This window comes from Burkholderia sp. AU16482 (genome assembly GCF_002223285.1).
Taxonomy (GTDB): domain Bacteria; phylum Pseudomonadota; class Gammaproteobacteria; order Burkholderiales; family Burkholderiaceae; genus Burkholderia; species Burkholderia semiarida.
Map to the genome: position 1 here is coordinate 525083 of NZ_NKEY01000006.1, position 12987 is coordinate 538069.

At 66.9% G+C, this 12987-nt stretch carries 11 protein-coding genes; 4 read left to right on the forward strand and 7 right to left on the reverse strand.

The window, feature by feature from the left end; all coding sequences use genetic code 11:
- Positions 1-12: 12 nt before the first annotated feature.
- The 3 genes from CFB35_RS19720 to CFB35_RS19730 form a co-directional block, all read right to left on the reverse strand.
- A complete protein-coding gene (locus tag CFB35_RS19720) occupies positions 13-822 on the reverse strand; it encodes a BPSS1780 family membrane protein (RefSeq protein WP_089465466.1) in 810 nt (269 codons plus the stop codon).
- A complete protein-coding gene (locus tag CFB35_RS19725) occupies positions 813-1811 on the reverse strand; it encodes a homoserine kinase (protein ID WP_060967771.1) in 999 nt (332 codons plus the stop codon). Before CFB35_RS19725 ends, CFB35_RS19720 begins: the two co-directional genes overlap by 10 nt.
- 99 nt (positions 1812-1910) lie before the next feature.
- A complete protein-coding gene (locus tag CFB35_RS19730; RefSeq protein WP_059582953.1) occupies positions 1911-2321 on the reverse strand; it encodes a hypothetical protein in 411 nt (136 codons plus the stop codon).
- 129 nt (positions 2322-2450) lie between these two features.
- Here CFB35_RS19730 and CFB35_RS19735 point away from each other — a divergent pair, with 129 nt between their 5' ends.
- Positions 2451-3977, forward strand: coding sequence for an AMP nucleosidase (locus tag CFB35_RS19735; RefSeq protein ID WP_011548157.1), 1527 nt, complete (start codon positions 2451-2453; stop codon positions 3975-3977).
- 114 nt (positions 3978-4091) lie between these two features.
- Here CFB35_RS19735 and CFB35_RS19740 read toward each other — a convergent pair whose 3' ends face one another.
- The 4 genes from CFB35_RS19740 to CFB35_RS19755 form a co-directional block, all read right to left on the reverse strand.
- On the reverse strand, positions 4092-4655 hold the full coding sequence (locus tag CFB35_RS19740; protein WP_089465467.1) for a Tautomerase enzyme: 564 nt from the start codon (positions 4653-4655) through the stop codon (positions 4092-4094).
- Between the two features lie 148 nt (positions 4656-4803).
- Entirely contained in the window at positions 4804-5796 is a 993-nt protein-coding gene (locus CFB35_RS19745) for a GlxA family transcriptional regulator (RefSeq protein WP_089465468.1), read from the reverse strand.
- A gap of 155 nt (positions 5797-5951) precedes the next feature.
- On the reverse strand, positions 5952-6242 hold the full coding sequence (locus CFB35_RS19750; RefSeq protein WP_059582944.1) for a hypothetical protein: 291 nt from the start codon (positions 6240-6242) through the stop codon (positions 5952-5954).
- Between the two features lie 379 nt (positions 6243-6621).
- Positions 6622-7383 (reverse strand): TIGR00730 family Rossman fold protein, encoded by a 762-nt coding sequence (locus CFB35_RS19755; RefSeq protein ID WP_059582942.1) that lies wholly within the window; start codon positions 7381-7383, stop codon positions 6622-6624.
- 1 nt (position 7384) lies between these two features.
- On the opposite strand from CFB35_RS19755, the gene polA reads away from it, so the two are divergent.
- From polA to CFB35_RS19775, 3 genes are all read left to right on the forward strand, one after another.
- The gene (gene polA / locus CFB35_RS19760) at positions 7385-10138 is read left to right on the forward strand and encodes a DNA polymerase I (protein ID WP_089465469.1); all 2754 of its coding nucleotides are present in this window, start codon (positions 7385-7387) and stop codon (positions 10136-10138) included.
- A 278-nt stretch (positions 10139-10416) separates the two neighbouring features.
- Positions 10417-11751 carry an NAD(P)/FAD-dependent oxidoreductase gene (locus CFB35_RS19765; RefSeq protein WP_059639129.1) on the forward strand — a complete coding sequence of 445 codons (1335 nt, stop codon included), beginning with the start codon at positions 10417-10419 and terminating at the stop codon, positions 11749-11751.
- A 360-nt stretch (positions 11752-12111) separates the two neighbouring features.
- Positions 12112-12987, forward strand: coding sequence for a dienelactone hydrolase family protein (locus CFB35_RS19775; protein ID WP_089465471.1), 876 nt, complete (start codon positions 12112-12114; stop codon positions 12985-12987).

The following is a 12987-nucleotide window of genomic DNA, read 5'->3' on the forward strand; positions in this document are numbered from 1 at the left end:
CCGGAAGCAGGATCAGCGGCCCGGCATCGTCGTCGTCGCACCCGGTTCCTGCACGCCGAAGCAGCCGCGATAGGTCGCGTAGAACGAGCAGTACAGCATCGTGACGATGATGATCGTCACCGGCATCATGATCGTCAGCGCATACGCCCCCGCGCCCAGCGCTTGCAGTAGCAGCGACAGCGCGAGCGACGTGCCGAGCGCGACGGCGAACCACAGCACGCCGTACACGACGAACGCGCCGCGATTGCGCCAGCAGCTGACGACGCTGAAGAACAGCGCCTTCGCGGGCGGGACGTCATGCCATGCGACCAGCACCGGCGCGAACCAGAACAGCATCGCGACCGGCAGATAGAGCAGCGTCGCGAAGAACAGCGCGCCGAGCGCACCTTGCGCGGCGAGCGTCTCGGGCGTCGTGTTCGCTTCGCCGGCCGCGCCCATCATCATGTGGAACAGCGCGCCACCGTCCACGAACGACGAAGCGGCGAACACCAGCACCATCGACGCGACGTAGATCACGCCGAGCGCGAGCAGCCGCTGGGTCGCGATGGTGCCGTACGAGCGAAAGCCGTCCACGAGGATCGTCGGCATCACGGTCTTGCCGGCCACCGTGTCGCGGCATGCGGCCATGAAGCCGACCGCGATGCCGGGAATGAACACCAGCGGCAGCGCCGAGCCGATCACGGGCACCATCGACACCAGCGTGATCGCGAGCAGGTACGTGAAGAACAGCGTGATGAACGCGAGCGGATTCCGGCGGAACAGCCAGATGCCTTGACGGAACCAGACATAGCCCGTTTTGGCGGGCACTTCGATCAGTTGCATGCGGTTTGGATCTCGGGAAGCGCGGGCGTATGCGCGATACGCTCACGCAGAATGCGTTCGAAATGGCCGGGGTCGTGCGGCTTGAGCATCTCGGCCGCGCGCGGCAGGTAGAAGTCGTACAGGCGCGACACCCAGAAGCGGTACGCGCCGGCGCGCAGCATGTCGCTCCAGTGGCGGCGCTCCTCGGCCGTGAACGGCCGAACCGTCTGGTACGCGCGCAGCAGCGCATCGGCGCGTGCGGCGTCGAGCGCGCCGGTCGCGAGGTCGACGCACCAGTCGTTGACGGTGACCGCGACGTCGAACAGCCACTTGTCGCAGCCCGCGAAATAGAAGTCGAAGAAACCGCCGAGCCGGACGTCGTGGCCGGTGCCGGGCGCCGCGTGCGCGAACAGCACGTTGTCGCGGAACAGGTCGCAATGGCATGGGCCGGCCGGCAGCGCCGCATAGTCGTCCGACGCGAAGAAGCCGGCCTGGTGCGCGAGCTCGCCTTCGAGCAGCGTGCGTTGCGCGTCCGTGATGAACGGCACGATGGCCGGCACGTTCTCCTGCCACCACGGCAGGCTGCGCAGGTTCGGCTGGCTGCGCGGATAGTCGCGCCCCGCGAGATGCAGGCGCGCGAGCATCTGCCCGACCTCGATGCAGTGTTCGACCCCGGGCGCGAGTTCGGCCGCGCCGTCGAGCTTCGTGACGATCGTGGCCGGCTTGCCGTGCAGCTCGCCGAACAGCGCGCCGTCGTCACGCGGGACCGGGTCCGGCACCGGCACGCCGTGGGCGGCCAGATGGCGCATCAGGTCGAGGTAGAACGGCAACTGCTGCGCCGTGAGCTTTTCGAAGATCGTGAGGACGTATTCGCCGCGCGTCGTCGTCAGGAAGAAATTGCTGTTTTCGATACCGGACGGAATGCCGCGGAACGCCAGCACGTCGCCCAGTTCGTAGTGGCGCATCCATTGCGCGAGATCGGAGTCGGAAACAGCGGTGAAAACGGCCATGCGGGATGCGTCAGGTCAGGGTGTCGGCACGCGGGCGGCGTGCAGCGCGACAGCAGGTGAAGGGGCGGCGCGGCGCGATCGACGCGCCGCGCCACGGAATCAGTAGCGCAGGTTCAGCGACGGCAGGCGCGTGATCGGGATGCCGGCGTCGTGCGGCTTCGGCGACGTGTCGGGCGTCGAGCTCATCTGGTAGCGCGTGCCGAAGTTCGACTTCACGTCGATCTCGACCGGCTTGCCGCGGTCGCGGTACTCGGTGACTTCGGTGCCGTTCTTGCTCTTTTCGTGGAAGCTCGGCGTGCGGCGGATGTCCGCGAAGTCGACTTTCGACGTGACTTCGGCGCCGGGCCGGTTGATCTTGCGGAGATCGGGCAGGCCGGCGGCTTCGTTGGCCTCGGCCCGGGCCTGCGCGTCGGCGCCCGGCGCGTCGGCCTCAGGCGTGCCGCCGGCGGCGTGAGCGACGCTGGCGGCGGCAAACGCGACGGCAGCGGCGACGAAAATGAGCGGCTTCATGATGAGTCTCCAGTGAACCCACCGATTTTAGCAAATACTGCGCGCCATCCGGCCCCTGCGTGCGCGGGGGCGGCCATAAAGGCGCCCGGGTTCCGTGGTAATGTCGTCGGATCAGACGAGGTGATGAAAATGAAGAACGATTTGAGCCGCCGGCACCGTGTGCTGTCGCCCGAAAGCCCGTCGGTCGAGGCTTTCGACGATCCGATCGCCGCGGTCGCGCGGCTGTCCGCCATCTACGACACGAACACGGGCTTCCTGCGCGATGCGTTCGCGCGCTATCGCCGCCACGAAGCGATTACCGAGCACGTGCGCGCATGCTATCCGTTCGTGCGGATCCGCACCGACGTCAACACGCACGTCGATTCGCGCCGCTCGTACGGCTTCGTCGCGGGCCCCGGCGTATTCGAGACGACGGTCACGCGCCCCGATCTCTTCGCGAACTACTACCGCGAGCAACTGCGCCTGCTGGCGAAGAACCACCATGTCAAGATCGAGATCGGCGTGTCGTCGCAGCCGATTCCGATCCATTTCGCCTTTCCGGAAGGCATTCATCTCGAGGGCGAACTCGATCGCGACCGGCTGCTCGCGATGCGCGACATCTTCGACACGCCCGACCTGTCGTATCTCGACGACCGCATCGTCAACGGCACGTTCGAGCCGGCGCCCGGCGAGCCGCATCCGCTCGCGCTGTTCACGGCCGCGCGCGTCGACTTCTCGCTGCACCGGCTGCGCCACTACACGGCGACGTCGCCCACGCACTTCCAGAATTACGTGCTCTACACGAACTACCAGTTCTACATCGACGAGTTCGTGAAGCTCGGCCGCACGATGATGACGGAAAGCGACGATCCCGAGGTGCGCGCGTACCGCAGCGAGTACAGCGCGTTCGTCGAGCCGGGCGACGTCGTCACGTACAACGCGAACCTCGGCGGCGAGCCGGCCGAGGGCACCGCGCCACCGCGCCTGCCGCAGATGCCCGCGTATCACCTGAAGCGCGCGGACGGCAGCGGGATCACGATGGTCAACATCGGCGTCGGCCCGTCGAACGCGAAGACGATCACCGACCACATCGCGGTGCTGCGTCCGCACGCGTGGGTGATGCTCGGCCACTGCGCGGGGCTGCGCAACACGCAGCGTCTCGGCGACTACGTGCTCGCGCACGGTTACGTGCGGGAAGATCACGTGCTCGACGCCGACCTGCCGCTGTGGGTGCCGATCCCGGCGCTGGCCGAAGTGCAGCTCGCGCTCGAGCGCGGCGTGGCCGAGGTCACGCGGCTGGAGGGCGTGGAACTGAAGCGCGTGATGCGCACGGGCACGGTCGCGAGCGTCGACAACCGCAACTGGGAGCTGCGCGACCATCGCGAGCCCGTGCAGCGGCTGTCGCAGAGCCGCGCGATCGCGCTCGACATGGAAAGCGCGACGATCGCCGCGAACGGCTTCCGCTTCCGGGTGCCGTACGGCACGTTGCTGTGCGTGTCGGACAAGCCGCTGCACGGCGAGCTGAAGTTGCCGGGCATGGCCGACACGTTCTATCGCGGGCAGGTCGACCAGCATCTGCAGATCGGCGTGAAGGCGATGGAGATCCTGCGCACGAACGGGCTCGACAAGCTGCATAGTCGGAAGCTGCGGAGCTTTGCGGAAGTGGCGTTCCAGTGACGTGAACAGCGGCCCCGGGTTGCGGTGCGCGCCGCGACGTTCGCGCAATCGCGAACCCGGGCATGCCTTTCTTCCGTGACGCGGGGCCGGTTGCGATTCCGTTGCGACCCGGCGTCAGCGCGCGGCTTCGGCGCTCGGCTCGTGCGATCCACGCCGGGCCGTCTCCAGCATCGAGTCGCGCACCGCATCGACGAGCCGGCCCGCATCCGAGCGCCGCTTGATCGCCAGGCGCTGTTCGCCGAGCGCGCGCAGCGTCGTGCCGCCGAAATATTCCATGATGTCCGGCAGCCGGCGCACCGTGCCGCGGCTTCCCCAGCAGCCGTCGTCGATTTCCGTCGGAAAGACCCACACGCGCGTCGCGACGGCGTCGATCGGCACGCCTTCCGCACGTGCGACGGCGGCGGTCACGTCGGCGATCAGCGCGGCGCGCGCGGCGTCCGTGTACTGCCCTTCCGGGACCGTCGGCACGACCCGGTAGATCGGCGCAGGTGCGACGACGCCCGCGCGATACACGGCCGCCGGCCGATGGACGAAGATCCAGGTCACGTCGCGTACGCGCGGATCGTCGGGATCGAGCCCCTCGTGGCGGATCAGCGTGGTGGTCAGTTCGTTCATCAACTGTGCTTCGGCTTGCGGCGCGAGCGCGCCTTCGGGGATGGTCACATCGATCATCGGCATGATGGTGTCCTGGGTTCGGTGGAGATCGCGTCGCTCCGGTCAAGGAGACGTGAACCCAGTGTATGAACCGCGTCGCCACGCGCGAAGTGGCGAAACTGCCATTCGACGATGCCATTCCCGACATCGCGCTTCCCGGCCGTTTCAGGCCCTAACGCGCGAAGCGGCGGCGATATTCTCCTGGGGAGATGCCGGTCTCGCGCTTGAACAGTTGCCGGAAGCCGCTGATGTCCGCATAGCCGACGCGTTCGCACACCGTGTCGATCGCGAGCTTCGTTTCCGCGAGCAGCCGTTTGGCGACTTCGATCCTGAGCGTCTGGAGATACCTGAGCGGCGGGGCGCCCACCGCGTCCCGGAAGCGGCGATGGAGCGTGCGTTCGCTCATCGCGACGTGGTCGCTCAGCCGTGCGAGGCTGAAGGGTTCGCGCAAGTGTTTTTCCATCCAGCGTTGCGCGCGCGCGATGGCCGGATCGTCGTGACCGTGGTGGCCCATCCGGTCGAGGTCGATGAACGAATCCTGCGAGTCGCGATTCATGTCGATCAACATGAGCCTGGCGACGGACGCGGCGACGCGCGCGCTCGCCAGTTTGTCGACGACCCGCAATGCGAGATTCTGGTACGACGTGACCGCGCCGCCGCACAGGATGCCGTCCTGTTCGGTCAGTACGTCGGACGCGCGCAGCGCGACGTCCGGATAGCGTGCGCGGAAGCTCGACGCCTTCGACCAGTGCGTCGTGGCGACGCGGCCGTCGAGCAATCCGGCCTCCGCGAGCAGGAACGCGCCGGTGCAGTAAGTCGCGATCAGCGTGCCGCGCGCGTGTTGCCGGCGCAGTGCGTCGAACAGTGGCGCGAGCGAGGCGGGCTTGTCGAGCAGCCGGTCGATATCCGCGACGAACGGACCGGTCAGCCAGATCGCGTCGGCGGCACTGCCGCCGTCGATCGCGCCGTCGACCGGAACGACCTGCCCGGACGCCGTGCGCACGGGCCGCCCGTCGATCGATTCGACGCGCCAGCGGAACGGTGTAGCCGTGCGATGCGGTGGCATCGTCGATGCGATATGGTTGGCTGCCGTGAGGATGTCGGTCGGCGCGGCGATACCGGACGCAAGGGCGCGGTCGACGGCCCAGATTCGGATGAGCGGCATGAGTGGCGGGACAGGCCTTGGACGAGGGCAATCCTACCACCCGGAATCGAGCGGCTCCGCCGCCTTTCGTTCGCGGCCCGCCACCCAAAATCAAAGGCCGCCCTGCGCCGAATCGCGCGGGCGGCCTTGCGTCGCGGGTGAACGCGCCCGGGCGCTCAGCACTCGCCCTTTTTCGCGTGTCCCGGCGGGCAGTGATAGCCGCCACGCCCGCGATAGTGCTGGTGCTCTTCCCATTCGCGGCGTTCCCAGTAGCGGCGGCCGTCCCAGTAGCGGTCGCCGTGCCAGCCGACGATGACCGCCGGTGCGGGGGCGACCACGACGGGGGCGGGCGCGACGACGACCGGCGCGGGCGTGCCGATGTTGACGTCGACGTTGACGGCGTGAGCGAGGCCGGACAGCGAAAGGCCGAGGCCGGCGAAAGCGAGGGCGATCAGCGAGCGTTGCATGTTCTTTTCCGTGGTGTCGTGATGAATAGGCCGACGCGACGCGATGGAAGCGAGGGGGCCGCTCCACCGGGGGAACGCCGCGCCGACAGAATGCAGTGTGCTGCCGCGCGACGGAAAAGGCGAGTCGTGATTATTACGGAGGATTGGCGGTGCACAGGCGCGCGAAGGGCCATCCATTTGACATTGGCGGGCCGCCGGTGCGGCTGATCCCGCCGCATGACGCAGCGCCGACTGCGGGATTTGACATTCGACCGCGCGCGGCGGCGAACGGGCATTAACAGCGCGTTACAAAGTCACGCCCGGCGGGCCACCGGATCGCGCTGCCCTTTGCGTGAAAAGCACGACAGCCGGCCGTCGGGCCGGCTGTCGTCACTGACCGTTACAGATAGAACATCCGGTCTTCTTCAGGCCGCGGCGGTTGATCGTCGCCGTCCGAACCTTCTTCTTCCTCGCCGCTGTCCTCGTAGAACGCGAGCACCGCGTCGAGCACCTGGTCGGGATCGTCGATCACCTGCATCAGGTTCATGTCTTCCGGATTGATCAGGCCCATCGGAATCAGTTGATCGCGGAACCATTGCAGCAGCCCCTGCCAGAATTCGCTGCCGACGAGGATGATCGGCACGAGGCGCGACTTCTTCGTCTGGATCAGCGTGAGCACTTCGGACAGTTCGTCGAGCGTGCCGAAGCCGCCCGGCATCACGATCACGGCATCCGAGTTCTTCACGAACGTGACCTTGCGCGTGAAGAAATGGCGGAAGCGCAGCGAGATGTCCTGATAGTGGTTGCCGGCCTGCTCGTGCGGCAGCTCGATGTTCAGGCCGACCGACGGCGCCTTGCCGGCGTGCGCACCCTTGTTCGCGGCTTCCATGATGCCGGGGCCGCCGCCGGAGATCACCGCGAAGCCGGCGTCCGACAGCTTGCGCGCGATCTGCGCGGCAAGCTTGTAGTGCGGGTTGTCGGGTTTGAGGCGGGCAGAACCGTAGATGCTGACAGCCGGGCGGATCTCCGACAGGTACTCGGTCGCCTCGATAAACTCTGCCATAATCGTGAACATCTGCCACGATGCGCGCGCCTTCTTGGCCGTCGCGCGTTCTTGATCTGCGAGCGAACGCAGACTCGGAATCACTTTTCTCTTGTTCATAATGCCTGAAGAACGAAATCTGGAAGGTAAGACCCTGCTATTGGTTGACGGTTCGAGCTATCTGTATCGGGCTTACCATGCGATGCCTGATTTGCGTGGCCCTGGCGGGGAGCCGACCGGAGCGCTCTACGGAATCATCAACATGCTGCGCCGTATGCGCAAGGAAGTCAGTGCAGAGTATAGCGCTTGCGTGTTCGATGCAAAGGGCAAGACGTTCCGCGACGACCTTTATGCCGACTATAAGGCAAACCGCCCGTCGATGCCGCCCGATCTCGCGTTGCAGGTCGAGCCGATCCACGGCGCGGTGCGCGCGCTCGGCTGGCCGCTGCTGATGGTCGAAGGCGTCGAGGCCGACGACGTGATCGGCACGCTCGCGCGCGAGGCCGAACGGCACGGGATGAACGTGATCGTATCGACCGGCGACAAGGATCTCGCGCAGCTCGTCACCGATCGCGTCACGCTCGTCAACACGATGACCAACGAAACGCTCGATCGCGACGGCGTGATCGCGAAGTTCGGCGTGCCGCCCGAGCGGATCATCGACTACCTCGCGCTGATCGGCGACACCGTCGACAACGTGCCGGGCGTCGAGAAGTGCGGGCCGAAGACGGCCGTGAAGTGGCTGTCGCAATACGGCAACCTCGACGGCGTGATCGAACATGCGGGCGAGATCAAGGGCGTGGTCGGCGACAACCTGCGCCGCGCGCTCGATTTCCTGCCGCTCGGCCGCAAGCTCGTGACCGTCGACACGTCGTGCGATCTCGCGCCGCATCTCGAGTCGATCGAGGCGTCGCTGAAAACGGACGGCGAAGCACGCGAGCTGCTGCGCGACATCTTCGCGCGCTACGGCTTCAAGACCTGGCTGCGCGAAGTCGACAGCGCACCCGCGGAAGGCGGCGGCGCCGATGCGCCGGAAGGCGATCCCGCACCGGTCGTCGCAGCGGACATCGCGCGCGAATACGACACGATCCAGACCTGGGCGCAATTCGACGCGTGGTTCGCGAAGATCGACGCGGCCGCGCTGACCGCGTTCGACACCGAGACGACCGCGCTCGATCCGATGCTCGCGCGGCTCGTCGGGCTGTCGTTCTCGGTCGAGCCGGGCAAGGCGGCCTATCTGCCCGTCGCGCACCGCGGCCCCGACATGCCCGAGCAGCTTCCGCTCGACGAAGTGCTCGCGCGCCTGAAGCCGTGGCTCGAATCGGCCGATCGCAAGAAGGTCGGCCAGCACCTGAAGTACGACGCGCAGGTGCTCGCGAACTACGACATCGCGCTGAACGGCATCGAGCACGACACGCTGCTCGAATCGTACGTGCTCGAATCGCACCGCACGCACGACATGGACAGCCTCGCGCTGCGTCATCTGGGCGTCAAGACGATCAAGTACGAGGACGTGGCGGGCAAGGGCGCGAAGCAGATCGGTTTCGACGAAGTGGCGCTCGACCAGGCCGCTGCGTACGCGGCCGAGGATGCGGACATCACGCTGCAGCTCCATCACGCGATGTATCCGCAGGTCGCGCGCGAACCGGGCCTCGAGCGCGTGTACCGCGACATCGAGATGCCGGTGTCGCTCGTGCTGCGCAAGATGGAGCGCACCGGCGTGCTGATCGACGATGCGCTGTTGCAGGCGCAAGGCAGCGAGATCGCGACGCGCCTCATCGAGCTCGAGGGGCAGGCGTACGAGCTGGCCGGCGGCGAATTCAATCTCGGGTCGCCAAAGCAGATCGGGCAGATCTTCTTCGAGAAGCTGCAGTTGCCGGTCGTGAAGAAAACGCCGAGCGGCGCGCCGTCGACCGACGAGGAAGTGCTGCAGAAGCTGGCCGAGGACTACCCGCTGCCGAAGGTGCTGCTCGAGCATCGCGGGCTGTCGAAGCTGAAGTCGACCTATACCGACAAGCTGCCGCGCATGGTGAATCCCGTCACCGGCCGCGTGCACACGAACTATGCGCAAGCGGTCGCGGTCACGGGCCGGCTTGCGTCGAACGACCCCAATCTTCAGAACATTCCGGTGCGCACGGCCGAAGGTCGGCGCATCCGCGAGGCGTTCATCGCATCGCCGGGCCACCGGATCGTGTCGGCCGACTACTCGCAGATCGAGCTGCGGATCATGGCGCACATTTCCGGCGACGCGTCGCTGCTGCGCGCGTTCTCGCAGGGCGAGGACATCCATCGCGCGACGGCCGCCGAAGTGTTCGGCGTGACGCCGCTGGAGGTCAATTCCGACCAGCGCCGGATCGCGAAGGTGATCAACTTCGGGCTCATCTACGGGATGAGCGCGTTCGGGCTTGCATCGAACCTCGGCATCACGCGCGACGCGGCGAAGCTCTATATCGACCGCTATTTCACCCGCTATCCGGGTGTCGCGCAGTACATGGAAGACACGCGCGCGACCGCGAAGGAGAAGGGCTACGTCGAAACCGTTTTCGGTCGCCGCCTGTGGCTGCCCGAGATCAACGGCGGCAACGGCCCGCGCCGCCAGGCGGCCGAGCGCGCGGCGATCAATGCACCGATGCAGGGCACGGCGGCCGACCTGATCAAGCTGTCGATGATCGCGGTGGACGACTGGCTGACGCGCGACAAGCTCGCGTCGCGGATGATCATGCAGGTGCACGATGAACTGGTGCTCGAGGTGCCGGAACGCGAGCTGCCGCTCGTGCGCGAGAAACTCCCGGAAATGATGTGCGGCGTCGCGAAGCTGAAGGTGCCGCTGGTCGCCGAGGTGGGCGCCGGCGCGAACTGGGAAGAGGCACACTGACGCACCCCCGCGCGGTTCCCGTTTCCCGCGGCATATTGTTGCAGGGATGCCAAATATCGAGATGGTTTGCTTGTGGTCAACGCGCAAGCTCCCGGACAATGCATGTGAGTCATGTCATTGACGCGGGGCGGCGCGCCCTGCGTTCCGGATCGGACGCATCGAAGTGCTTCGAACTGCACATCGACGATGTCCGAACCGGTTAATCCACCGGGCGGCGCGCGTATAGGGCGTTTGCTTCATCCGGCGGCAGCAGTTTCGAATCGCAAAGGGGGAATCAGATGCATCGGATCATCATCGTAGGCGGAGGCGCCGGCGGCCTGGAACTGGCGACGCGGCTCGGCGACCGTTACGGCGCGCGCGGCAATCGTCCCGCGCGTGCGCTTGTCACGCTCGTCGACCGCAATCCGACGCACATCTGGAAACCGTTGCTGCACGAGGTCGCGGCCGGCAGCATGGACCCGTTCACGCAGGAGCTCGAATATGCGGCGCAGGCGCGCTGGCACGGCTTCGAGTTCCAGCAGGGCGAGCTGACCGGGCTCGATCGCGCGGCGAAGCGCGTCACGCTGTCGCCCCTCAACGACAGCGACGGCGCGGAGCTGTTGCCGGCGCGCGAGCTGGAATACGACACGCTCGTGATCGCGATCGGCAGCACGACCCACTTCTTCGGCGTGCAGGGCGCCCCGGAAAACGCGATCGCGCTCGACACGGTCGGGGAGGCCGAACGCTTCCGCAAGCGGCTGATCGCGGCGTGCATGCGCGCCGAGCACCAGGCGCCGGCGCCGAGCGCGCCGGGCGAGTCGGCCGAACCGCGCATCCAGGTCGTGATCGTCGGCGGCGGCGCGACGGGCGTCGAGTTGTCCGCGGAACTGCGCAATACCGCGCAGGTGCTGTCCGCGTACGGGCTGCACAAGCTCGATCCGCGCCATGACGTCGGCATCGTGCTGATCGAATCGGGGCCGCGGATCCTGCCGGCACTGCAGGAGCGCGTGTCGGCAGCGACGGCCGAACTGCTCGAGAAGCTCGGCGTGCGGCTGATGCTCGCCGAGCGCGTGACCGAGGTGGCGCCCGGGTTCGTGCATACCGCGAGCGGCAAGGCGGTGCGCGCGGATCTGACGGTCTGGGCGGCGGGCATCAAGGCGCCGTCCGTGCTTTCGCACCTCGACGGCCTCCAGGTCAACAAGCTCGGGCAGCTCGACGTGCGCCGCACGCTGCAGACCTTCACGGACGACAACGTGTTCGCGCTCGGCGATTGCGCGGCCTGCGCATGGCCCGGCAACGAACGCAACGTCCCGCCGCGCGCGCAAGCGGCGCACCAGCAGGCGAGTTTCCTGCTCAAGGCGATCGGCTGCCGGCTCGAGGGGCGCCCGCTGCCCGAGTTCACGTATCGCGATTTCGGTTCGCTCGTGTCGCTCGGCCACTTCAGTGCGGTCGGCAACCTGATGGGCGGGCTGATCGGCGGCAACATGCTGATCGAAGGGCTGTTCGCGCGCTTCATGTACATGTCGCTGTATCGGCTGCACATCGCGGCGCTGCACGGTTATCCGCGGATGATGCTCGACACGGTCGCGCACTGGTTGCGGCGCACGACGCTGCCGCGCGTCAAGCTGCACTGATCGCGCGCTTGCGCGCGGAGCGAGCGGGGATGCGCCTGTCGAGCGTGTTCGCCGCCCGTTTTTCGTTTCGATTCGCAACGATTCGGCCGCGCGACGAACCACGATGCGCGCCGCCGCACGGTGGCTCGGCGGCCCGTCGGCAGGCCGCCGTGCGATGATCGATTCGATCGCCGCGGCGCGTGGTAATCGAGTCTTACACATCCGACAGTTGACGCGACAACGGATTATTGGGCATCTTGTCCGGGTTTTCGTTTGCGGCGGGGTGCCAACCGCCGCGACATCCGCGCCGTGCGCCGGTGCGATGCCCCGTCATGCCGTATCCGCGATCGTGACGGCGGCGCCCAATCGAGGAGTGCATTCATGTTGAAACCCGAAGTCGACAGCCTGGTCCCCCATGTCCCGTTCTCGCGCCGCAAGTTCATGCAGGTTGCGCTGGGCGGCACCTTCGCGGCGGCCGTGCTGCCCGTGTCGGCGCAGACGGTCACGACCGACAGCGCCGGGCTGGACGTCGACACCATCGAGATCCGCTCGGGCGATGCGAGCGTGCCGGCATATCGCGCGCAGCCGGTCGACAAGACGAACCTGCCGGTCGTCATCGTGATTCACGAGATCTTCGGCGTGCACGCGCATATCGCCGATGTGTGCCGGCGCTTCGCGAAGCTCGGCTATCTCGCGATCGCGCCCGACCTGTTCGCCCGGCAGGGCAACGCGGCGAAGTATCCGACGATCCAGGCGCTGGTCGACAACATCGTCAGCAAGGTGCCGGACCGGCAGGTGACGGAGGATCTCGACGCGACGGTCGCGTGGGCCGGCAAGAACGGCGGCGACCTGACGCGCCTCGGTGTGACCGGGTTCTGCTGGGGCGGCCGCCAGGCGTGGCTGTATGCGGAACACAATCCGCACGTGCGGGCCGCGGTGGCGTGGTACGGGTTCGTCGAGGGCAAGACCGACGAGATGACGCCGTTCAACCCGGTCGATCACGCATCGTTGTTGAAGGTGCCGGTACTCGGCCTGTACGGCGAGAAGGATCAGAACATCACGCAGGCGTCGCTCGCGGACATGCGCAAGGCGATCCAGGCGAGCGATTCGAAGCTCGCGCGCGAATCGGAGATCGTCGTGTATCCGGATGCCGGCCACGCGTTCTTCGCCGATTACCGGCCGAGCTATGTGAAGGCCGATGCCGAGGATGGCTGGAAGCGCGCCATCGAGTGGTTCCACAAGTACGGCGTGATGTGA

Coding starts and splice junctions, on each gene's coding strand:
- CFB35_RS19735 (WP_011548157.1), top strand. CDS start 2,451: ATGAAGAACGATTTGAGCCGCCGGCACCGTGTGCTGTCGCCCGAAAGC.
- CFB35_RS19720 (WP_089465466.1), bottom strand. CDS start 822: ATGCAACTGATCGAAGTGCCCGCCAAAACGGGCTATGTCTGGTTCCGT.
- CFB35_RS19765 (WP_059639129.1), top strand. CDS start 10,417: ATGCATCGGATCATCATCGTAGGCGGAGGCGCCGGCGGCCTGGAACTG.
- CFB35_RS19740 (WP_089465467.1), bottom strand. CDS start 4,655: ATGCCGATGATCGATGTGACCATCCCCGAAGGCGCGCTCGCGCCGCAA.
- CFB35_RS19755 (WP_059582942.1), bottom strand. CDS start 7,383: ATGAACAAGAGAAAAGTGATTCCGAGTCTGCGTTCGCTCGCAGATCAA.
- CFB35_RS19775 (WP_089465471.1), top strand. CDS start 12,112: ATGTTGAAACCCGAAGTCGACAGCCTGGTCCCCCATGTCCCGTTCTCG.
- CFB35_RS19725 (WP_060967771.1), bottom strand. CDS start 1,811: ATGGCCGTTTTCACCGCTGTTTCCGACTCCGATCTCGCGCAATGGATG.
- polA (WP_089465469.1), top strand. CDS start 7,385: ATGCCTGAAGAACGAAATCTGGAAGGTAAGACCCTGCTATTGGTTGAC.
- CFB35_RS19730 (WP_059582953.1), bottom strand. CDS start 2,321: ATGAAGCCGCTCATTTTCGTCGCCGCTGCCGTCGCGTTTGCCGCCGCC.
- CFB35_RS19745 (WP_089465468.1), bottom strand. CDS start 5,796: ATGCCGCTCATCCGAATCTGGGCCGTCGACCGCGCCCTTGCGTCCGGT.
- CFB35_RS19750 (WP_059582944.1), bottom strand. CDS start 6,242: ATGCAACGCTCGCTGATCGCCCTCGCTTTCGCCGGCCTCGGCCTTTCG.